This is a genomic window from Amnibacterium soli (assembly GCF_039544415.1).
Lineage (GTDB): Bacteria > Actinomycetota > Actinomycetes > Actinomycetales > Microbacteriaceae > Amnibacterium > Amnibacterium soli.
Genome location: NZ_BAABLP010000006.1, coordinates 274,110 through 294,597 on the forward strand (window position 1 = coordinate 274,110; position 20,488 = coordinate 294,597).

A 20,488-nucleotide genomic window follows, 5' to 3' on the forward strand; every position below is an offset into this window, starting at 1 on the left:
CAGCCCCGCCCGCGCGGGCGGGCGGGACTGCCGCTCGGTGGCGGGCTAGGCGGCGGGGCGGGCGAAGGCGCGGCGGCGGCGCTGCACCGCGATCGCCTGGTCGACCGCGGCGCGGAAGCGGCCGGTGAACTCGTCGGAGGCGTCGAGCCGGCGACCGAGCGCGAGCCGGGCAGCGGCGTGCTCGTCGGCGCCGAGCGCGTCGTCGAGCGCCGCGAACACGTCCTGCGGGTAGCCGCCGAGGACGAAGCCGGCCTGCGTGGTCGGGAACTCGGCGTGCATCGCCGCGGCGTCGAGCCCGCGCACGGCGGGCACCGCGAAGGGCACGTCGGCGCGCACGGCCTCTGCCAGCGCCGGCGAGACGTCGACGACCGCGAAGGACGCGGCGGCGAGCGCCTCCGGGAGGCGCTCCGGCGGCCAGGTCGCGGAGTCGTCGCCGGCTGCGGCGACGCGGCGGCGCAGGCGTTCCGCCAGCTCCTGCATCGCGGGCACGCGCGAGCCCGTGGGGGCCGCGGGCACGAACAGGGTGCGCACGTCCTGGCGGGCCAGCAGGGCCTCGATGATCTGCTCGCCGTGCGTCAGCAGGGAGTCGAGATCGGCGGCGTCCGCGACCTGCTCCCACGAGGGCGCGTAGACGACGGTCGGCCGAGGCCCCGAAGGACGCGGCTCGGGTGTCGGCGGACGGACGGGGCCGATCTCCTTCACCTTCGCCGCGGGCACGCCGCTGACCGGGTAGGCGTACCGCTCGCGCCCGAGCGCTCCGGCGACCCAGACCTCGTCGTACATGCGCGCGAGGGGGCTGCCCGACTCCGGCTCGTCCGCGTCCCCGTGGCCCACGAGGACGTCGTAGATGCCCGGCACGCGCAGCAGGTGGTTGTTGATGTTCGTGGAGTTCGACGGATAGAGCGCGAGGTCCACGGAGGCGACCATGAACAGCTCGACGTCCTGGCTGCGCGGCGCCCACACGACCGGGACGCCGCACCCGTCGAGGGCGTCGAGGTGGGTGGGCTCGCGCACGACGATCAGGCACGGCCGCTCGAGCGCGAGGAGCGCGGGCACCCAGAGCAGCACCTGCTCGACGGTGCCCCGGCGCCCGGCGTGGTGCAGGACGACCTCGGGAGCCGCCTGCTCGATCGCCGCGCGGACCGCCTCCCGGACGTCGGCGTCGGGCCGGTTCAGCACGAGGTACTGGACGAACCTGCCGGCGAGGAACAGCACGACGACCGCGATCACGATCCACTGCGCGGCGATCGCGGCGCCGTACTTGTCGGTGACCGAGCCGATCGCGTAGCCGAGCGGGATCAGCAGCGTCAGCAGCGTGAACGGCAGGTCGAGCTGCGGCACCGGCGGGGTGGACCGCGGTGCGGGCAGACCCGGCACGTCCAGGTTGCGCCAGCTCACGGGGCCGCCGTTCAGGCGCCAGCGGAGCCGGCGCCCGAACACCAGGGCGACGTCGCGGCCCGCCGCGAGCAGCAGCACGGCGACGATCGCCAGCGCCACGATGCGGCCGGCGTCGGGCAGCAGCCGCGCCGCGAGGAGGGCGGTGAGCACGTCGAGCGACAGCAGGCGGAAGCGCACGCCGAGGCCGGTGTTCAACGCCTCCGGGAGCAGGTAGGGCGCCCGCCGGGACAGCACGAGCTCCATGCCGACCGCCACGACCGCGGCGACGAGGAACAGGATCGGCAGCGGCACCACCGCGGAGACGAGCAGGACGAGGTAGGCGAGGCCGAGGCCCCCGGTGATCCCCGCCCGCAGCACGGGCCGCATCAGGCGCCCGCCATCCGCGCGATGCGCGCGTCCGCCCGCTCGACGAAGCCGTCGATCTCCCGCAGGAACACGACCATCGGGTCGCCCTCCGGCCCGAGCAGGTACTCGGCGAGCGTCTCGCGCTGCGCCCGGCGCGGATCCGCGCCCGCCGCGTCGGCGAGCGCGGTCGGCAGGGTCGACAGGTCGCTGCCGAGCAGCTCGGCGGCGGAGGAGGAGGGGAACATCGCGCGGAACTCCGCATCGGGCACGTCGCGCCGGTTGCTCACCGCGTAGGGCTTGCGGGAGGCGAGGAAGTCGGTGATCACGCTGGAGATGTCGCTGATGAGCAGATCCGCGCGGTTGAACGCCTCGTAGAGCGAGTTCGGCGTGGGCGCCACGACCTCGCTGCCGCCGCCGGCGCGGCGCACCATGTCGTCGATCGCCTCGCGCGCGCGGCCCGCCTCCGGCAGCCGGTGACCGGTCAGCGGATGGGGCTTGAACAGCACGTCGGCGCCTGCGGCGAGGCAGCCGGCGACGATGCGCTCCCCCATGGCGGCCACCGAGGAGTAGTCGGCCTCGTCGAAGAAGCCCTCCCACGTCGGCGCGTAGAGCACGGTGAGCCGCTTGTCCGCCACGACCGCCGCGGGCTCGGCGCGGCGGATGTCCGCGAGCTGCGGCCGGCCGACGGCCCGGAGCACGCCGAGGTCGATGCCCTCGTCGACCGCCGCGTAGCGGTCGATCGCCGCGCGACCGGCGACCCAGATCTCGTCGTACATCCGGTTCAGTGGGCTGAAGCTGCCCACCTTGTCGCTGTCGCCGTGGCCGATGAAGCAGTGCATGGGGCCCGGGATGCGGATCATCTCGTCGTTGCGCACGACGTTCGTCGGGTAGAGCACCACGCGCACGGACGGCGGCGTCACCGCGAGCAGGTGCGCCACGGTGGGCGCGACGACCGTGGGCTTGAGGATCGTCTCGACGCCGTTCAGGTGACCGGCCTCGCGCAGCACGACCAGCACGGGCCGCTCGAGCGCGTTGATGACGCTCGCCCAGACGCCGAGGGCGTAGGTGCCGTCGGCGGGCGACGAGAAGTAGAAGACGACCTCGGGCGCGAGGTCGGCGACCGCCTGCGTCACCGACACGTCGGAGTCGCGGACGCGGTGCCCCTCGTGCGGCCCCCAGGCGCGCCACGCGGTCCACAGCACCGCGAGCGCGACGGCCAGCACCAGCAGGGCGAGCACCCACGGCACGACTCGCACGCCTCCGGCGGCGAGCGCGAAGCCCGCGAGCACCAGCACCTCGGAGGCGGTGAGCAGCCGCAGGCCGTCGATCGGCAGCCGGTCCTGCACCGGGTCCGGCAGCGGACCGGGTCCCTCCTGGACCCCTGCGACGTCGAGGTGGCGCCACGTCATTCCGGCCTGCTCGCGCTGCGTGCGCCGCACGCCGAGCACCGTGTAGGCCGTCAGGGCCAGGTGCACGGCCATCACCGTCACGAGCAGGAAGGCGAGGTTCGTGAACTCCGTCATCGGCGGGGTCGCCGCCACGGCTGCGGCGGCCGACCCGTTGCGCACGAGCGACCGCTCGGGCCGGTCGAGCAGCACGCGCCGGAGGCGCCGGAGACGCGCGGGCCGCTCGCCCCGCAGGACGTCGGCCGCGAGGCTCGGCACCGCGGCGAGCAGCGCGACGGCCCACGAGCCGAGCAGCAGCCCGACGACGGCCCCGAGTACCGCGAGGGCGACGAGCGCCAGGTCGACGACGTCGCTGGAGTCCTGCCCGAAGCGGACCGCGGCGATCGCCGGTCTGCCGCGCCTCACGCCGTGGCGGTCTCGAACCGAGGCGCCAGGCGGTTCTCGACCATGGAGATGGCGGAGCCGATCGCCATGTGCATGTCCAGGTACTGGTAGGTGCCGAGCCGGCCGCCGAAGTACACGTCGGGCTCGTCCTGCATGAACTCGCGGTAGCGCAGCAGGCGGTCGCGGTCCGCCGGGCGGTTCACCGGGTAGTACGGCTCGTCGCCGGTCTCCGCGAACCGCGAGAACTCGCGCATGATCACGGTCGCGTCCGCCGGGCTCTCGCGCTCCGGGTGGAAGTGCTTGAACTCGTGGATGCGCGTGTACGGCACGTCGAGGTCCGAGTAGTTCATGACCGAGGTGCCCTGGAAGTCGCCGACCGGCAGGACCTCGCGCTCGAAGTCGAGCGTGCGCCAGGCGAGGTCGCCGAGGCTCGAGTCGAAGTAGCGGTCGACCGGGCCCGTGTAGACGATCGGCACGTTGCCGACGGTCTTGGCCTTGCCGTACGCCTCCGAGGTGAAGAAGTCCGTGTCGAGCTCGACCGTGATCCGCGGGTGGTCGGCCATGCGCTCGAGCAGCGCCGTGTAGCCGTCGACCGGCAGGCCCTCGTGCGTGTCGTTGAAGTACCGGTTGTCGTAGTTGTACCGGACCGGGAGGCGGGAGATCACGTCGGCGGGCAGCAGCTTCGGGTCCGTCTGCCACTGCTTCGCCGTGTAGTCGCGGATGAACGCCTCGTAGAGCGGCCGCCCGATCAGGCTGATCGCCTTCTCCTCGAGGTTGCGCGGGGCGGCGCCGCCCAGCTCGGCCGCCTGCTCGACGACCAGCGCGCGCGCCTCCTCCGGCCCCAGGGCGCCGCGGAAGAACTGGTTGATGGTGCCGAGGTTGATCGGCAGCGGGAAGACCTCGCCGCGGTGCTTCGCGTACACGCGGTGCACGTAGGAGGTGAAGGCGCTGAAGCGGTTGACGTACGCCCACACCCGCTCGTTCGAGGTGTGGAACAGGTGCGCCCCGTACCGGTGGATCTCGATCCCCGTGTCCGGGTCGCGCTCGCTGTACGCGTTGCCGCCGATGTGGTCGCGCCGGTCGATGACCGTCACGTCCAGCCCGTAGGCGTCCGCCATCCGCTCCGCGACCGTCAGCCCGAAGAATCCCGATCCGACAACCAGAAGGTCCGTCATGCCCACCCGTCTCTCATGCCGCGGCCACTGTAGTCATCGGGGTACAGGACGGCGCCCCCGAACGGGGGTGTCGCGAAAGTCGGCCGATCCGGGCAATCGGCACGACACCCCGGGCGCAGCGCACACCGCACGGCGTGTCGAGCGCTGGGTCCGGATCCGCGGAGGTTCTCCGGATCGGCGCGGTCAGGAGGAGGCGCCGCGCTTGAAGCCGCGCTGCAGCAGGGTCCGGTAGGCGACCTTGCGCAGCCCCTCCGGGACGAGGCGGTAGCCGCCGCGCACGACGACGTTGCGCAGCATCTCGCCCGTGCTGGTGATGCCGGCCCTGCGCATCATGCGCTGCAGGCGCAGCTCCGCCCGCAGCTGCGCGACCCCGCCGCGGCGGCGGTAGGCGCCGGCACCGACGCGGTACTTCACGAGCGGCTCGGGGATGTTCTCGGCCCGGGCCCCGCTCGCGAGCATCCGGGCGAAGAGCCAGTAGTCCTCCATGAGCCCGACCGGGACGTAGCCACCGGCGGCCTGCACGGCCGCCCGCCGGTAGACGACGGTCGGGTGGTTGAAGGGGTCGTGGAAGCGCGCGTAGCGCTTGATGTGCTCGACGCCCGTCGGCGGGGTGCGCACGCCGATGGTGACCGACTCGTCGTCGACGAACTCGTACAGCCCGGCCCCGACGAGGTCGTAGCCCGTGTCGAGCAGGGCGAGCTGCTTGGCGAACCGCTCGGGCAGCGCGACGTCGTCGGCGTCCATGCGCGCGACGACGTCGTGGGCGCAGGCCGCGAGGCCGGCCGTCAACGCGTCCGCGAGTCCGACGTTCTCGGGCAGGGCCAGCACCCGGGCGGGCACCGGCGAGGACGCGACCAGCTCGTCGAGGACCGCCTGCAGCGCCGCGCCCACCGGGCCGTCGCGCACGATCAGCGCCTCCGTCGGGCGCAGCGTCTGCTCGTCGACGGCGGAGCGGAACGCGCGCTCGAGCTGCGCGGGATCGTCCCTCGCGTAGACGGGCAGCAGGAGGGAGAAGGCCGAGGTCACGCCGCCCGCCGGGCGGGTGCCTCCACCTTCACGACCGCCTCCGTGACGGGGCCGAGGTCGCAGAGGACGTCCGCGTTCAGCCGCGGGCGGCTGCCGAAGCCGGCGACGAGCCCGCGGCGCAGCTGCGTGAGGAGGAACCGGCGCTGCCGGGAGGCGCGGAACGTGCGGAACCAGCGCAGCAGCGTGGAGCCCATGTAGACGGTCTTCTCGAACGGGTTGAGCCCGTGGCTGAAGACCATCAGCCAGATCTTGTTGCGGACCTCGAAGAAGAACCGGGGGCCGGGATCGGCATCCGTGTTCGCCCGGGCCTTCGTCTTGTGCACGACGACGCTGGCCGGCACGTACAGGCCGTGGCCGCCGCGGAGCATGCGGGTGGAGAACTCGAAGTCGTCGTTCCAGATGAAGTAGTCCGCGATCGGCAGGCCGGCGGCCTTCACGCGGTCCGCGGAGACGAGCATCGAGACGAAGGAGAGGGAGCGGACGGGCGTGACGCCGCGCTCCGCGGCCTCCCGCAGCTCCTCCTTGCGGGCGAAGGGATTCGCGCGCGGCGTGTTCATCGGGTGGTCGGAGCCGTCGGTCCAGACGACGCGGCTGCCCGCGAGCACCACGTCGGGCCGGTCGACCGCACCGAGCAGCTCGGCGAGCGCGGTGTCCGTGGGGATCGTGTCGTCGTCCATGACCCAGATCCAGTCCGGCTCGTGGCGGGCGATGGCGACCGCCATGCCGGTCGCGAAGCCGCCCGCTCCCCCGGTGTTGCGGGTGAGGCGGATCAGCTCGACCTCGGGCCAGAACTCGCTGGCGACCTCGGCGGAGTCGTCGTCGGAGTGGTTGTCGACCACGACGACGGCCGTGAGGGGCGCGGTCTGGGCGCGCAGCGCGGCCAGCGCCTCCAGCAGCAGCTCGCGCCGGTTGTAGGCGACGACGACGGCGACGACGGAGGGGACGGCCGCGCGCGGCTCGTCGCTCTCAGTGGGGGTCATCACCTGGCCCTCGCATCCGGGTCCTGCATCACCGTGGGGGACGGCTGCACGAGTGTAACCATGCCCTGGAACCCCCGGGCTCGCCGGTATCACGCCGGGCGAGTCCCCACGGACCGTCTCCACGGTCACGACCGGGTCGCCTTCGCGCCGCCGGCCTTCGTCCAGGTGATCCTCCCGTGCTGGAAGTCCTGCACGGTGGCGCCGCCCTTGCCGTAGGCGTTCGAGGTCGGCCAGCCGAGCACGCTCTTCGTGCCGCCCTTCGCGAGGTAGCGGGCGAGGATGTCCCCGAGCACCGCCTTCGTGCCGGCCTTCGAGGAGTAGATCCGGCCGTTCTGGAACACCGCGACCGCGCCGCCGATGCCGCCCTTGTCCTTGCCGCTCGATCGCAGCCATCCGAGCGTGCCGGAGGCGCCGCCTCGAGCGTCGAAGAGCTTCAGCATCGAGCCGGTGTAGAGCGCGTGGGAGCCCGTCTTCGCGTTCCAGAAGACGTCGCCGCCCTGGAAGTGCTGGTACCAGCCGCCGCCGTTCGCGCTCGCGTGCAGCGACGAGCCGGTCGGCCACCCGAGCGTCCCGGTCGGCCCGCCGTGGAAGACGTAGTTCGAGCCCGTCGCGCCCGTCACCGTGCGGACCTTGCCCTGCACGGTGATGGTGCCGCTCTGGAACGTCTGGACGACGCCCTTCCTGCCGTGCGCGGTGATCGTCGACGCGTCGGTCACGGGCCAGCCGAGCGTGCCCCGCTCCGCCTTGCGCGCGATCCACATGGACAGCACGCTGCCCGTGAGCACGGTGCTCTTCGAGCCCGCGACCACGATCCTGCCGCCCTGGAACGACTGCCAGGTCGCGCCGCCCGAGGCGGAGCTCTTCACCGCGTCGGCGGTGGGCCAGCCGAGCGCGCCGCCCTCGTAGCCCGTCGACCCGTACTTCGCGTAGACGGGGGCGAGGACCGCGGCGGTGCCGGCGGAGGACACGTAGATCGTCCCCTTCTGGAACGACTGCGCGGTGCCGCCCTGCACGCCCTTGCGGACGATCAGCGCCTTCCTCGGCCAGCCGAGCGCGCCCGACGGGCCGCCCGTCGCCGTGTACTTCGAGGCGGTCGAGCCGGTGAGGCCGAAGGTGCCGGCGTCGGAGGTGTAGATCGTGCCCTTGGCGAAGCGCTGGTACGAGCCGCCGCCGTTCGCGGAGACCTTGACGGCGTTGCCCGCCGGATCGCCGTAGGCGCTCTTGTTCTTCGACCAGTACGTGTTGATCGCGCCGGTGACGACGTAGTGCGTCGAGCCGAACCAGGTCGTGAAGTACAGGTAGAAGTTGCGGTTGCCGTACGCGGAGCAGGAGTTGCCGATGCCCCAGCCGGCGGACAGCGCCGACGTGTTGGGCACGTAGGGCGTGTAGTAGTACAGGCTCGCGGTCGCCTTGTTCTTGATGGTGACCGTCTTCGCGCCGCACGTCGCGTTCGGGTTGTAGAGGATCCCGGCCGGACGGCCGACGGGGAACCAGCTGTAGCTCGTCCAGCCGGCACCGGTCGTGCCGGGCGGCGTCGTGTAGCGGACGAGCCAGTAGGCGACGCCGTACAGCTGGTTGAACAGGCCGTACTTGTTCGGGTCGCAGGCGGCGGTGTCGGGGCAGCCGAGGCCGGTCGCCTTGCGGTAGATCAGCGAGACGGACTCGCCGGAGTACGGCATGCGCCCGGTGACGAGCGTCTGCTCCTTCTGCAGCATGACGAGGATGACCTGCGGGCTCACGTTGCACGCCTTGCCGACGGCGGCGATGACCTGGGCGGCGGTCGCGCTCGCCTGCGCGGGCATCGCCTTGCACATCAGGTTCGCCGTCATCCGCGGCATGTCGACCTGCACCGACTTGAGGCAGGTGGCGCCCGAGGCGCACGACGGCTGCTTCGCGTTCAGGAAGGACTGGATCTGCGCCGCGGTCATCGTGGCGCCGTTGAACATGACGGCGTCATCGATGATGTTCGCGGGGTCGAAGCCGTCGAGCACGGACGCGGCCTGCGCGGCCTTCGCCGACTGCTCGTTCACGGCGGCGATGCCGACGCCCGCGACGACCAGGCCGACGCCGACCACGACGGCGATCGCCCGGCGGATCCGGGTGCGGGTCCTCCTCGTGGCGCTCATCCGGCCTGCGCCGAACGGATCTTGGACGTGCCGACGGCCTTCGCGGAGGAGTAGCGGACCTGGACCTGCCAGGTGCCCGCGGCGAGGTCCTTCACCGCGACGGCCTCGCAGCCGGTGTACGAGGCGGCGGCGACGCCGCCGCTCTCCGCCGTGCGGGTCGTGGAGCCGTTCGTGAGCGTCACCGTGCAGGTGCCGCCGCCCTCGACGATGCCGGGCACGATCGCGGACACGTCGAGCGCCGCGGCCGACGCGTCCCAGTCGGCGGTGGTGATGAACGGCACGACGGCGGTGCGGGCGTCCGAGCTCGCGGTCGGCGCGCTGGAGGCGACGGGCGTGACGACGGGGGCCGGGATGTCGGAGGCGACCGTCTCCGTCGGGGTCGGCGCGACCGTCGCCGGCGACGCAGCCGGGCTCGCGGTCGACGTGCCCTCGTCGCCGGGCACGACGCCGGACTGCGAGCAGGACGAGAGCACGGTCGCGGCGGCGACGATCAAGGTCGCCACGCCGACGGCGCGCAGGATTCGGTTCGGTCTGTGTTCCCCCACACCTCGAAGCTACGTAGTCGGCGCGCGGTTGCGGAGGGCCTCGTCGGCGTGTCCTGAGCCCCAGTCCTGGTGGCCCCCGTCGATCCGTGCAATGGTTCCGCCCCGTTCACGTGCCGGACGCCGCCCGGCCCGCGAGCGCGCGCACGCTGGATCGGCGGTGGTCGCGACCGGCGGTGTGCACCCGGTTCGGGGGTCGTCTCCACTAGCGTCCTTCCGTCATGACCTGGAGCGCGGTGGCCCCGCCCGTCGCCGTCGTCCTCGCGGCCGTGCTGCTCCCGGGCCTCGCGCTCGCCGTCGCCGCGCGCCTCCGGGGCGTCGTCGCCCTCGGGCTGGCCGGGCCGCTCGGCTACGCGATCATCGGCATCACCGGGGTGGCCGCGAACGCCGTCGGGGTGCCGTTCGGCTGGCCGCCCATCGCCGTCGTCACCCTCGTGCTCGTCGTGCTGGCGGTCGCCGTGCGCGCGGCGCTGCGTGCAGCCGGCGCCGCTCCTGAGGCGTGGGACTCGTGGCGTCCGGTCGGCTGGCTGCCGGTGCTCGTCGGCGCGGCCGTCGCGACCGCCGCCATCACCGTCGTGGCCTTCGCGCACGTCGCCGGCCCCGACCGGATCACGCAGACCTACGACACCGTCTTCCACCTGAACGCCGCGGCGTCCATCCTCGAGACGGGCGACGCCTCCAGCCTCCACCTGTACCGCCTGACGCATCCGGGCAAGCAGCTCGCGTTCTACCCGGCGGTCTGGCACAGCCTCACCGCGCTGGGCGCGCAGACGACGGGCGTCGACATCGCCGTCGCCGCGAACGCCACGTGGATCGGCACGGCCGGTCCCGTCTTCTCGCTCGGCAGCGCGTTCGCGGCCGCGGTGCTGTTCGGCAAGGCGGGGCTGAGGCGCGACGACGCCCGGCCGATGCAGCGCACGCTCGTCGCCGCGGTCGCGGCGGTGCTCGCCTCGGCGTTCGTGGCCTTCCCGTACCTGCTGCTCGACTTCGGCACGCTCTACCCCAACGGCCTCGCCTACACGATCCTGCCCGCGGGCCTCGGGCTGATCGCGGCCGCGCTACCCTTCCCCGCCACCGCGCACTGGCGACCGGAGGCGGCGCCCGCGCGCTGGCGCACCGGCCTGCTGCTGCTCGGATGGGCTGCCGCGGCCGCGTTCGCGCACCCGCGGTCCGCGGTCGCGCTGCTCGTGCTCGGCGCCCCGCTCGTCGTCGCGTGGTTCGCCGCGCGCATGGTCGCGCTCGCGGCGACGGGTGAGCGGGGACGACGCCGGGCGCGCAGGTCCTGGTTCGCCGTGGTCGCCGGCGCGGTGCTCGTCGTGCTGCTCGCCGTCGTCTTCGTGCTGCACTACTACGACGTGGGCGCCCGCCCGATCTCGGACCACCTCAACGGCGGTCCGGCGCTCGCCCGCGAGACGTTCCCGCAGGCGCTGCTGCAGGGCCTGCTCGCCACCTCGCTCGTCTCCCCCTCCCAGGCCCCGCTGCCGCCCTCCGTGCTGCTCGCCGTCGTCGCCTTCGTGGGCCTGCTCGCCGCGCTGCTGCGGCCCGGCCTGCGCTGGGTCGTCGTGACCTACCTCGGCCTCGTGCTGCTCTACGGCTTCGCGGCCGGCAGCGACAGCGACCTCGCGAAGATCGCGACGGGGCTCTGGGACAAGGACAAGTTCCGGATCGTCGCGATCCTGCCCACGATCGGCGTGCCCCTGGCGGCGTGGACCGTGTGCGCCGGCGTCGCGGAGCTGGCCGGCACGCTCCGCAACCGGGCCGCCCGCCGCAGCGAGCCGCGCCTGCGCACGGTCGTGCTGGCCACCGCGGTCGTCACCGCGATCGTCGCGGGCACCGCGTGGACCGGGCCCGCCCTCGGCGGCGTCAGCTCGGCGATGGGCGAGGTGTTCGCGCTGCCGGCGACGCAGAAGCACGGCGCGCTGCTCGACGCCGATGAGATGGCGCTGCTCGAGCACGTCGGCGACTTCGTGCCGAAGGGCGAGGTCATCGTCGGCAACCCGTGGAACGGCTCGGCCCTGGCCTGGGCGCTCGGCGGCCGTCGGGTGCTGTTCCCGCACCTCGGCGGGTACTGGGACTACGACGGCCGCGTGATCGAGCGCCACCTGGACGACTGGCGCACCGATCGCCGCGTCTGCCCGGCCGTCCGGCGGCAGCACGTGAAGTGGGTCATCACCGAGAAGGGCGTGCTCAAGGGGGACCGCAAGGCGGTCAGCCGCTTCTCCTCCATCGGGCGGGTGGTGACCACGCCGGGCGGCGCGCAGCTGGTGGCGTCGTCGGGCTCGACGAAGCTCTGGCGCCTCACCGCCTGCTGGTAGCCGACGCAGCAGGAGGCGGGAACCATCTGCTCAGGGCAGCGGCGCTGAGACCGGTGGTGCCGCACTCCTGGCCCGCAGCGCCGACGGGACCGCCCCCGCTCGCTCGCCCGCCCGTGCGCGACGCGTACCGCGGCTCGGTCCACGAGCCGCGGAGCGTCACAGCTGCGCCGCAGCGGCGGCGGCGCAGCCATCAATATCTGAAGGCGCTGACCAGCGTGAAGAGGAGCTGGGTGGTCCGGGCCAGGATCAGCCCGGTCAGGTAGAGCACGGCGCACAGCGCCCAGAACCGGTTGACCGTCAGCAGCCATTTCGCGCCGCGGTAGGCCATGGCGGTGATGAGCGGGGTGGCAGCGGCCAGGCCGGGCAGGTTCGGCATGACCAGCGTCGTGGAGCCGGAGAGCCCCCACCAGGCGGAGCAGAAGACGATGAGCAGCCCCGCCGCCCAGAGTTCGGCGGGGAACCGCTGCAGCACCCGCAGCAGCGCGGGGCCGTGCTCGCCCTCGCGGGGCACGACGAAGTAGCGGACGACGCCGGTGCCGGCGGCGAGGAAGAGGAAGGACGCGAGGGTCACGGTCAGCAGCGCGTCGAAGTGCCAGGCCGCGAAGAGGACCCGCATCTGCTCGAGCCACGGGAGGACCGGGTGCGGCTGGAACTCGGCGGTGAACTCGCTCGCGCGTTCGGCCCAGCCGGCGGGGCCGAGGCGCGCGGACCAGAGCAGCTGCATCAGCGCGGCGGGCGCGGCCCAGGCACCCGCGAAGGCGGCGAGCGCGCGAAGGCGCATGGCGGGCTCCCCCGCGGGCCGCGGCGTCAGGGCGAGGGCGATCAGGAAGCCGGGCAGCGCCAGGGCGGCGACCGCGAAGAACCCGCTCGCGAAGCCGGCGAGCACCGCGGCGAGCAGCGGTCTGCGGCTCAGCACGGCGAATCCGGCCGCGAGCAGGGCGGCGGCGATCCAGCCGCCCTCGGCGGTGGGCGGGCCGTAGACCGGGTCGAGCGGGTCGGCGCGCAGGTCGAGCGCGAGCACGGCGAGCATCGCGCCGAAGCCGGCCCAGCGGCCCGCCGCCCGTCGCCCGAGCACGAACAGCGAGGCGAGGAGCAGGCCGTGGAAGGGCAGCACCAGGATCCGCGCGACCTCGACCGGCAGCTGCACGAGGGCGAGGCTCCGCGCCTCCGAGGCCGTGACGGGGGCCAGGGTCAGCACGGCCAGGAAGATCGTGAGGTGCACCGCGAGCAGCACGGACACGGCGGCGATGAAGACCACGTCCATCGGGCCGGAGGGCCGCCGAGGCGCCGCCGGCAGGGCGACGGCACGTGCCCGGGTGACGAGACTCACGTCCGCAGGCTAGCCGCGGCCACCCCGTTCGGGGCGCAGCGCCCGCGGCGATGTCAGCGCAGCGCCTCCTGCACGACCCGGTGGATGCGGGTCCAGTCCGGCTGCGCCGGGTCGTAGTCCGGCTTCACGAACTCGATGTTGTCCGCCTTCTGCGTGCGCGCCTTCACCGCGGCGCCGCCGATCGTGCCGAGCAGGCCCTGCGGCAGGTCGGTGGCGACGGCGTTCGATCCCGCCTTGGCGATCCTGTCGAACCGGGTGAGCAGCGTCAGCGGGTTCATCTGGTGCAGCATCGCCTCCTCCAGCTGGCGCTGGCGGGCCATCCGGTCGTAGTCGCCGCCGGCGGTGCCGTACCGCGACCGGGCGAACCACAGGGCCTTGTTGCCGTCGAGGTGGCGGCGGCCCTTCTCGATCCAGACCTTCACCCCGGTCAGCTTCCCGTTCACGATGTGGCCGCCGACCGGGAGGCGGTCGGGCACCGTCACGGTGACGCCGCCCATCGCGTCGATCAGGTCGTCGAACGACTCCATGTCGATGAGCACGTAGTACTGGATCGGGATGCCGAGCGCGCCCTCGACCGCCTCCCGCGTCGCCTCGATGCCGGCGCTCGAGTGGTCCTTCACGGCGTCCGGGTAGAGCTTCTGCTCCTTCAGCTGCGCCTCGGTGTAGACCGAGTTGAGCTGGCAGACGTCGACGTTGCAGCGGCCGCCCGTGCCGTAGCCGTCCGGGTACAGCTTCTTCATCGGCGACCCGTCCGCGAACGGGATGCGGTTCGTGTCGCGGGGCAGGCCGAAGGTGACCATGTCGCCGGTCAGCGCGTTCAGGCTGACCACCGAGATGCTGTCGGGCCGCAGGCCGGAGCGGCCGGGACCCGCGTCACCCCCGAGCAGCATGATGTTGTAGCGGCCGTCCGCCGGGGCCGCGTACCGGCCGCTGGCGAACACGTGGCCGACGGTCGAGCGGGCGACCCCGGCCGCCCAGGCGCCCCAGCCGGCGCCGCCGACGCCCACGACGAGCGCGAGCGCGAGCGCCCCCGCGAGCACGCCGCGACCGGTGGGGGCGAGGCGGGCGAGCCGGAGCAGGCGGAGGGTGTCGAGCGTGAGCAGCAGCCAGCCGATCGCCCAGGCGGCGAGCAGCAGCTGCACGACCGTGAGCCCCAGCGCGTTGGTCGGCAGGGTCAGCAGCACCTGGGGCAGGAGGAACCAGAGCACCAGCGCGACGAGCAGCGCGGCCCAGCCGAGCAGCCAGAGGCCGAGGGCGAAGCGTCCGAGCCGGCGGCTGCCGGCGAGCGCCTGCGCGCTGCCGGGGATCAGGACGTGCAGTCCGGCGAGCCAGGCCGCCCGCTTCGTCATCAGGCGCCGGTCGGCGGGATCCGGGTCGCGGAGGGGCGCACCACCTTCGGACGGCCTCGACAGCTCCCGCACCCGCACCAGGGCAGGGTAAGCGCGCTCTTGCGTCTTTCCGGAGTTCTGGCGCGGTTCCGCCGCCCAGAACTCCGGAAAGATGCAGGACGTCAGCGGGTGATGCGCTCCTGCAGTGCGGCGTCCTTCACGGCGACCTGCCGCTCCAGGTCCGCGGCGTACTCCGCCAGCGCCGCCGCCAAGCGCGGGTCGCCCGTCGCGAGGATGCGGACCGCGAGCAGCGCGGCGTTGGCCGCGTTGCCGATCGCCACCGTGGCGACGGGCACGCCGGTCGGCATCTGCACGATGGAGAGCAGGGAGTCGAGCCCGTCGAGCGTCTTCAGCACCACGGGCACGCCGATGACCGGGAGGGTCGTCGCGGCGGCGAGCATCCCCGGCAGGTGCGCCGCGCCACCGGCGCCGGCGATCACGACCTGGATCCCGCGGCCGGCGGCCGCCTGCCCCCAGTCGAGCATCGCGCGAGGCGTCCGGTGCGCGGACAGGACCCGGGCCTCGTGGGCCACGTCGAACCGGTCCAGTATTTCCGCGGCGGCCTGCATGGTCGGCCAGTCGGAGTCGCTGCCCATCGCGATGCCGACGATCGGGTTGCCCGTGCTGCTCACGCGGCACATCGTATCGACGGGGCGCGCGAGCGCCGGGGCCGCCTCAGGCGAAGAAGGCGGCCGCCGCGCGCGCCTGGAACACGGCCTCGTCCAGGTCCGCGCCCGTGGCCGTGACGTGCCCGATCTTCCGCCCGGGCCGCGGCGCCTTGCCGTACAGGTGGACCTTCGCCGCCGGCTGGTCCGCCATCAGCAGGGGCATGGGGCGGTCGAGGTCGCCGTCGGCGGGGCCGCCGAGCACGTTCACCATCGCACTCCAGGGCGCGATCGCGTCGGTGCTGCCGAGCGGCAGGTCGAGCACCGCGCGCAGGTGCTGCTCGAACTGACTGGTCACCGCGCCGTCGATGGTCCAGTGCCCGGAGTTGTGGGGCCGCATCGCCAGCTCGTTCACGAGCACGCGGTCGTCGGCCGTCTCGAACAGCTCGACCGCGAGCACGCCGGTGACGCCGAGGGCCTGCGCCAGCGAGTGCGCGATCTCCCGCGACACGCGCTCGGTCCGGGCCGTCGCGCGCGGAGCCGGCGCGAACACCTCCCGGCACACGCCCCCGCCCTGCACGGTCTCGACGAGCGGCCACACGGCCACGTCGCCGGAGGGGCGGCGCGCGACGAGCTGCGCGAGCTCACGGCGGAACGCGACGAGCTCCTCCGCGAGCAGCGGGCCGTCGGCGAGCCAGTCGTCCGCCTCGCGGGCCGAGGAGACGACGCGGACGCCGTGCCCGTCGTACCCGCCGCGCGGCGTCTTCACGACCGCGCGGCCGCCGACGCGCTCGAGGAACGCGGCCAGCTCGTCCGCGTCGGCCACGCGGGCCCACTCGGGCTGCGGCACGCCGAGCTGCTGCAGCCGCTCGCGCAGCACGAGCTTGTCCTGCGCGTGCAGCAGCGCCTCCGGGCCGGGCCGCACCGCGACGCCCGCGTCGACGAGGGCGCGCAGCACCGGCTGCGGCACGTGCTCGTGGTCGAAGGTGATGACGTCGACGTCGCGCGCGAAGGCGAGCACGACCTCGGGGTCGCGGTGGTCGCCGATCGCGGTCACCGCGATGCGGGCGGACGAGTCCTGCGACTCCCCCAGCACGGCGATCTCGATCCCGAGCTCGATCGCAGCAGGCACCATCATGCGGGCGAGCTGCCCGCCCCCGATCACCCCGACGCGCACAGCACGCTCCCCTCCGTTGCGATTCGATGCAGGACCTCGTGCGGTCCGCCCAGCCGGGCGCGCCACCGGATCCTCGTGTCGTGACCTATTCTGCGGCGATGCCCGCTCGCCGGGCGACCGGTCGGGAGGAGTCGGAAGCCGCACATGCGCGCCCTCATGGACCACGCCCTCACCCGGCAGCTGACGAAGTTCGCGCTGGTGGGCGGCGTGGGATTCGTCGTCGACACCGCGTCCTTCACGCTGCTGCGGCTCACGCCCGCGTTCCACACGAGCCCCCTGAAGGCCGGCATCATCTCGACGATCGTGGCGATCGCCGCGAACTGGGTCGGCAACCGGTACTGGACCTTCGGCCCGCACCGCAGCACCCGCGGCGCCGCGGAGGCCGTCGAGTTCGCCGCGGTCAGCGTGCTCGGCATGCTCGTCGCCCTGGGCTGCCTGGCGTTCTCGCACTACGTGCTCGACCTGCGCACCCTGCTCGCCGACAACGTCTCGAAGAACGTGGTCGGGCTGGTGCTCGGCTCCGCGATCCGCTTCCTGCTCTACCGGCACTGGGTCTACCACCCCGCGCGTCGCAACCGCGTGGCGGCCCGGGTCCCCGAGACGGTCGACGCGGAGTAGCGCGCCCGGCTCGCCGGAAGGATGCGGCTCGGCCGCCTCGCGGTCGACCGGCTCCCGGCGCCGGGCGCCCGTCGGACCGGGCCGAGCCGTCAGGCGCCGGAGGGGTTCGCCCGGTCGATGAGGTCCGTGATCGCGCGGTGCACCAGGCGCGCCCGGGGCACGTCGCGCAGCACCATGGTGCCCTCGGCGCCCGCGTGGACGATGACGTCGCCGGAGCCGCTGAGCAGCTGCACGGGACGGCGGCGCAGCACCGCGTCGGAGGCGCGGCCGAGCAGGAACTCGGTGCGCTCGCGCACGAGGAAGCCCTGCGTGACGATGAGGCGCCGGTTCGTGATGATCGTCACGCGGTTCAGCCAGAAGATCAGCGGCAGCAGCGAGAGCAGCACGGTCAGGCCGGCGGCCACGATCGGCAGCGCGGTGTTGAGCCACGGCGCGGGGAACCGGTTCCACCAGAAGCCGACGCCGAAGCACAGCACGACGAAGAAGATCGCGGGCCAGACGAGGTGGCGACCCGAGCGGCGGAGCCGCACGATCACCTGCTCCGGCGCCTCCCTGGACGGCGGCAGCGACGTGGGCCGACGCTCCGTGCGCACGCGCGTAGCACCTCCGACCCCGACCGACACGGCCTATTCATACCGCAGGTGCTCGACATCGCCCGTGGCGCACGCCAGCAGGCCGCCGATCGGTCCGCGGTCGACCACGATCCGGCCCTCGACGTCGATGTCGATCGCCTCGCCCGTCACCGCCTCGTCGGCCCGCAGGACGCGCACGCGGCGGCCGATCGTGTCGCTCACGGCGCGCACCGCGTCGCGCAGCCCGCTGCGGTCCGGGTCGCCGCCGACGGTCGCGAGGTCGTTGACGCGGGCGAGGAGGCGTTCGAGGTAGGCGGCGACGAGCAGGTCGGGGTCGGTCGGCCCGCCCTCCGCCGCGAGGGAGGTCGCGGTCGGCACCGGCAGCGCCGCCCGGTCCGCCGCGTGGTTCAGACCCGCGCCGATCACGACCCCGGCGCCGTCCGGCAGCGCCTCGGCGAGCACGCCGCAGACCTTCCTGCCGTCGATCAGCACGTCGTTGGGCCACTTCGCCCGGGCTGCGACGCCCAGCCCGTTCAGCGCCTCCGTCATCGCCGCGCCCGCGGCGAGCGAGAGCCAGCCCAGCCGCTGCGTCGGCACGTCCGGCCGCAGCAGCACGGAGATCGCCAGCGAGTCCCCGGCGGCGGCGCTCCAGGAGCGGCCGAGCCGCCCGCGACCGGCGGTCTGGTGGTCCGTGAGGAGCACGGCGGGCGCCGGCCAGGCGGCCGGATCCGCGGTGACGCGACGCACGAGCTCGGTGTTCGTGGACCCGATCTCGTCGAGCACCTCGAGTCGGGCGACGAGGGCGGCGGCGCGCGGCAGTTCCACGACCGCAGGCTACGGGGCGCGACGGGGCCGCCTCCGAGGCCCGCTCGGCGCGCGGCTAGGCTCGCTCCCCGTGACCGATCCCTCCGGGCCTGCGGTGCCGCAGGTGACCACCGCCGAACGCCTCGCGGACCTCAAGGAGCGCTACCACGAGGCCGTGACCGCCAGCGGCCAGGCCGCGATCGAGAAGCAGCACGCGAAGGGCAAGAAGACCGCCCGCGAGCGCATCGAGCAGCTGCTCGACCACGGCACGTTCGTGGAGCTCGACGAGTTCGTGCGCCACCGCACCACCGCGTTCGGCATGGACGCCAAGCGCCCCTACGGCGACGCCGTCGTCACCGGCATCGGCGAGATCCACGGCCGGCAGGTCGCCGTGTACAGCCAGGACTTCACCATCTTCGGCGGCTCCCTCGGCGAGGTCGCCGGCGAGAAGATCCTGAAGGTGATGGCGCACGCGCTGAAGACGGGCGTGCCGATCATCGGCATCCTCGACTCCGGCGGCGCGCGCATCCAGGAGGGCGTCGTCGCGCTCGGCAAGTACGGCGAGATCTTCCGGCAGAACACCGCCGCCTCCGGCGTGATCCCGCAGATCTCGATCGTGATGGGCCCGGCCGCCGGTGGCGCCGTCTACTCCCCCGCGCTCACCGACTTCGTGATCATGGTCGACAAGACCAGCCAGATGTTCGTCACCGGCCCCGACGTGATCAAGACCGTCACCGGCGAGGACGTCGGCATGGAGGAGCTCGGCGGCGCGCTCACCCACAACACCCGGTCCGGCGTCGCGCACTACCTCGCCTCCGACGAGGACGACGCGCTCGATTACGCGCGCACGCTGATCGGGTACCTGCCGGACAACAACCTCGCCGACGCGCCCGTGTACGCCTCCACCGCGGCGCTCGAGATCACGGATGACGACCGGCGCCTGAACACGCTGATCCCGGACAGCCCGAACCAGCCGTACGACGTCCACGACGTCATTGAGACGATCGTCGACGACGCCGAGTTCCTCGAGACCCAGCCGCTGTTCTCGCCGAACATCGTGGTCGGCTTCGGGCGCATCGAGGGCCGCTCGGTCGGCATCGTCGCGAATCAGCCCTCGGCGATGGCCGGCACGCTGAACATCGACGCGGGCGAGAAGGCCTCCCGGTTCGTCCGGTTCTGCGACGCGTTCTCGATCCCGATCCTCACGCTCGTCGACGTGCCCGGCTACCTGCCCGGCACCGACCAGGAGTGGACCGGCGTGATCCGGCGCGGCGCCAAGCTGCTGTACGCCTACGCCGAGGCGACCGTGCCGCTCGTCACGATCATCACCCGCAAGGCCTACGGCGGCGCCTACATCGTCATGGGCTCGAAGCAGCTCGGCGCCGACCTCAACTACGCGTGGCCCACCGCGGAGATCGCCGTCATGGGCGGCCAGGGCGCGGTCAACATCCTGTACCGCGGCGAGATCCGGAAGGCGGAGGCGGCGGGCGAGGACGTCGACGCGGTCCGCACCCGACTCGCGAACGAGTACACCTACAACGTCGCCAGCCCGTTCCTCGCGGCGGAGCGCGGCGAGCTCGACGGGGTCATCGAGCCCGCCAGCACCCGCGTGACCGTCATCAAGGCGCTGCGCGCGCTGCGGGGCAAGCGGGCGTCGCTGCCGCCCAAGAAGCACGGGAACATCCCGCTGTGACCGACGACCCGATCCGCGTCGTCGCCGGCAGCCCGACGGACGAGGAGACGGCGGCGATCGCCGCCCTCTTCAGCGGCCTGCTGCTCGAGCGCGACGTGTCGATGCTGGCCCTGCCCGCGGACCCCGCGGGGTCGAACTGGGATCGCACCCGCCGCCCGCTGCGGCAGCCCTGGCCGACGAACCGGGGCTGGCGGGACCGCTGATCCGGGGCGGGTCCGTCCGCCACCCCCGTCCAGGGGCCGCGACGGCACCCCGTGGACCGGTCGTTCGGGATTTGTACCCCGAAAGTCCTCCTTTTCACCGACTGCGCCCAGGCGGCGCGTGATCGAGACTGGTATCACCAAGCGCCACCTACCCAGGTGGTGACTCCGGGCGCACGTCGAGTCGGGTAACTCGACCGTCCGGCAGGAGACGGGACGTTTCGGGTCGTCCCGTCGACTCGGGGGTGCACAGGGGCCGGTCTGGGGAGGCCGGCCCCTCTTCTCCGTTCACTGCACCGTCGCCTCCTGCGGCTCTGCGCGCTGTCGCCGGAAGCTCGGTGAACTGCTCATCCCGTGCGCGCATCGCGCACGAGTGCCTGCGCTGCCGCGGGCTCCACTCGTCC

General features: G+C 73.4%; 17 protein-coding genes. 4 read left to right on the forward strand and 13 right to left on the reverse strand.

Features of this window, described 5'->3' with window-relative positions:
• Positions 1-45: 45 nt before the first annotated feature.
• The 7 genes from ABEA53_RS14440 to ABEA53_RS14470 form a co-directional block, all read right to left on the reverse strand.
• Positions 46-1,764, reverse strand: coding sequence for a hypothetical protein (locus tag ABEA53_RS14440; RefSeq protein ID WP_345481976.1), 1,719 nt, complete (start codon positions 1,762-1,764; stop codon positions 46-48).
• A complete protein-coding gene (locus tag ABEA53_RS14445; RefSeq protein WP_345481977.1) occupies positions 1,764-3,554 on the reverse strand; it encodes a CDP-glycerol glycerophosphotransferase family protein in 1,791 nt (596 codons plus the stop codon). Before ABEA53_RS14445 ends, ABEA53_RS14440 begins: the two co-directional genes overlap by 1 nt.
• Positions 3,551-4,708 carry a UDP-galactopyranose mutase gene (gene glf / locus ABEA53_RS14450; protein ID WP_345481979.1) on the reverse strand — a complete coding sequence of 386 codons (1,158 nt, stop codon included), beginning with the start codon at positions 4,706-4,708 and terminating at the stop codon, positions 3,551-3,553. Before glf ends, ABEA53_RS14445 begins: the two co-directional genes overlap by 4 nt.
• Before the next feature lie 183 nt (positions 4,709-4,891).
• Positions 4,892-5,734, reverse strand: a complete 843-nt coding sequence (locus ABEA53_RS14455) for a glycosyltransferase (protein WP_345481981.1) — start codon at positions 5,732-5,734, stop codon at positions 4,892-4,894.
• Positions 5,731-6,714: a glycosyltransferase gene (locus ABEA53_RS14460; RefSeq protein ID WP_345481982.1), complete on the reverse strand. Its 984-nt coding sequence runs from the start codon at positions 6,712-6,714 to the stop codon at positions 5,731-5,733. Before ABEA53_RS14460 ends, ABEA53_RS14455 begins: the two co-directional genes overlap by 4 nt.
• Positions 6,715-6,839: 125 nt before the next feature.
• Positions 6,840-8,840 (reverse strand): LGFP repeat-containing protein, encoded by a 2,001-nt coding sequence (locus ABEA53_RS14465; RefSeq protein WP_345481983.1) that lies wholly within the window; start codon positions 8,838-8,840, stop codon positions 6,840-6,842.
• Positions 8,837-9,343, reverse strand: coding sequence for a hypothetical protein (locus ABEA53_RS14470; protein ID WP_345481985.1), 507 nt, complete (start codon positions 9,341-9,343; stop codon positions 8,837-8,839). Before ABEA53_RS14470 ends, ABEA53_RS14465 begins: the two co-directional genes overlap by 4 nt.
• Before the next feature lie 260 nt (positions 9,344-9,603).
• Between ABEA53_RS14470 and ABEA53_RS14475 the strand changes: the two genes are divergently transcribed.
• The gene (locus tag ABEA53_RS14475) at positions 9,604-11,697 is read left to right on the forward strand and encodes a DUF6541 family protein (RefSeq protein ID WP_345481986.1); all 2,094 of its coding nucleotides are present in this window, start codon (positions 9,604-9,606) and stop codon (positions 11,695-11,697) included.
• A 190-nt stretch (positions 11,698-11,887) separates the two neighbouring features.
• Here ABEA53_RS14475 and ABEA53_RS14480 read toward each other — a convergent pair whose 3' ends face one another.
• The 4 genes from ABEA53_RS14480 to ABEA53_RS14495 form a co-directional block, all read right to left on the reverse strand.
• Entirely contained in the window at positions 11,888-13,027 is a 1,140-nt protein-coding gene (locus tag ABEA53_RS14480) for a hypothetical protein (protein ID WP_345481987.1), read from the reverse strand.
• A gap of 53 nt (positions 13,028-13,080) precedes the next feature.
• Positions 13,081-14,454 (reverse strand): LCP family protein, encoded by a 1,374-nt coding sequence (locus ABEA53_RS14485; RefSeq protein ID WP_345481988.1) that lies wholly within the window; start codon positions 14,452-14,454, stop codon positions 13,081-13,083.
• Between the two features lie 83 nt (positions 14,455-14,537).
• The gene (purE, locus tag ABEA53_RS14490; protein WP_345481989.1) at positions 14,538-15,056 is read right to left on the reverse strand and encodes a 5-(carboxyamino)imidazole ribonucleotide mutase; all 519 of its coding nucleotides are present in this window, start codon (positions 15,054-15,056) and stop codon (positions 14,538-14,540) included.
• 34 nt (positions 15,057-15,090) lie between these two features.
• The gene (locus ABEA53_RS14495; RefSeq protein ID WP_425550636.1) at positions 15,091-16,158 is read right to left on the reverse strand and encodes a 5-(carboxyamino)imidazole ribonucleotide synthase; all 1,068 of its coding nucleotides are present in this window, start codon (positions 16,156-16,158) and stop codon (positions 15,091-15,093) included.
• Between the two features lie 183 nt (positions 16,159-16,341).
• On the opposite strand from ABEA53_RS14495, the gene ABEA53_RS14500 reads away from it, so the two are divergent.
• Positions 16,342-16,815 carry a GtrA family protein gene (locus ABEA53_RS14500; protein WP_345481991.1) on the forward strand — a complete coding sequence of 158 codons (474 nt, stop codon included), beginning with the start codon at positions 16,342-16,344 and terminating at the stop codon, positions 16,813-16,815.
• Positions 16,816-16,904: 89 nt separating this feature from the next.
• On the opposite strand, the gene ABEA53_RS14505 is transcribed toward ABEA53_RS14500, so the two are convergent.
• The gene (locus ABEA53_RS14505; RefSeq protein ID WP_345481992.1) at positions 16,905-17,408 is read right to left on the reverse strand and encodes a PH domain-containing protein; all 504 of its coding nucleotides are present in this window, start codon (positions 17,406-17,408) and stop codon (positions 16,905-16,907) included.
• A gap of 33 nt (positions 17,409-17,441) precedes the next feature.
• The gene (locus tag ABEA53_RS14510) at positions 17,442-18,212 is read right to left on the reverse strand and encodes a biotin--[acetyl-CoA-carboxylase] ligase (protein ID WP_345481994.1); all 771 of its coding nucleotides are present in this window, start codon (positions 18,210-18,212) and stop codon (positions 17,442-17,444) included.
• 70 nt (positions 18,213-18,282) lie between these two features.
• Here ABEA53_RS14510 and ABEA53_RS14515 point away from each other — a divergent pair, with 70 nt between their 5' ends.
• The gene (locus ABEA53_RS14515) at positions 18,283-19,884 is read left to right on the forward strand and encodes an acyl-CoA carboxylase subunit beta (protein WP_345481995.1); all 1,602 of its coding nucleotides are present in this window, start codon (positions 18,283-18,285) and stop codon (positions 19,882-19,884) included.
• A complete protein-coding gene (locus ABEA53_RS14520; RefSeq protein WP_345481996.1) occupies positions 19,881-20,087 on the forward strand; it encodes an acyl-CoA carboxylase subunit epsilon in 207 nt (68 codons plus the stop codon). The genes ABEA53_RS14515 and ABEA53_RS14520 overlap by 4 nt, the downstream gene beginning before the upstream one ends.
• Positions 20,088-20,488: the final 401 nt, after the last annotated feature.

Excerpts from the sequence above, each read along its gene's own strand:
- ABEA53_RS14440 (WP_345481976.1), bottom strand. The coding sequence starts at position 1,764 with ATGCGGCCCGTGCTGCGGGCGGGGATCACCGGGGGCCTCGGCCTCGCC.
- glf (WP_345481979.1), bottom strand. The coding sequence starts at position 4,708 with ATGACGGACCTTCTGGTTGTCGGATCGGGATTCTTCGGGCTGACGGTC.
- ABEA53_RS14460 (WP_345481982.1), bottom strand. The coding sequence starts at position 6,714 with ATGACCCCCACTGAGAGCGACGAGCCGCGCGCGGCCGTCCCCTCCGTC.
- ABEA53_RS14465 (WP_345481983.1), bottom strand. The coding sequence starts at position 8,840 with ATGAGCGCCACGAGGAGGACCCGCACCCGGATCCGCCGGGCGATCGCC.
- ABEA53_RS14475 (WP_345481986.1), top strand. The coding sequence starts at position 9,604 with ATGACCTGGAGCGCGGTGGCCCCGCCCGTCGCCGTCGTCCTCGCGGCC.
- purE (WP_345481989.1), bottom strand. The coding sequence starts at position 15,056 with ATGTGCCGCGTGAGCAGCACGGGCAACCCGATCGTCGGCATCGCGATG.
- ABEA53_RS14495 (WP_425550636.1), bottom strand. The coding sequence starts at position 16,158 with ATGATGGTGCCTGCTGCGATCGAGCTCGGGATCGAGATCGCCGTGCTG.
- ABEA53_RS14500 (WP_345481991.1), top strand. The coding sequence starts at position 16,342 with ATGCGCGCCCTCATGGACCACGCCCTCACCCGGCAGCTGACGAAGTTC.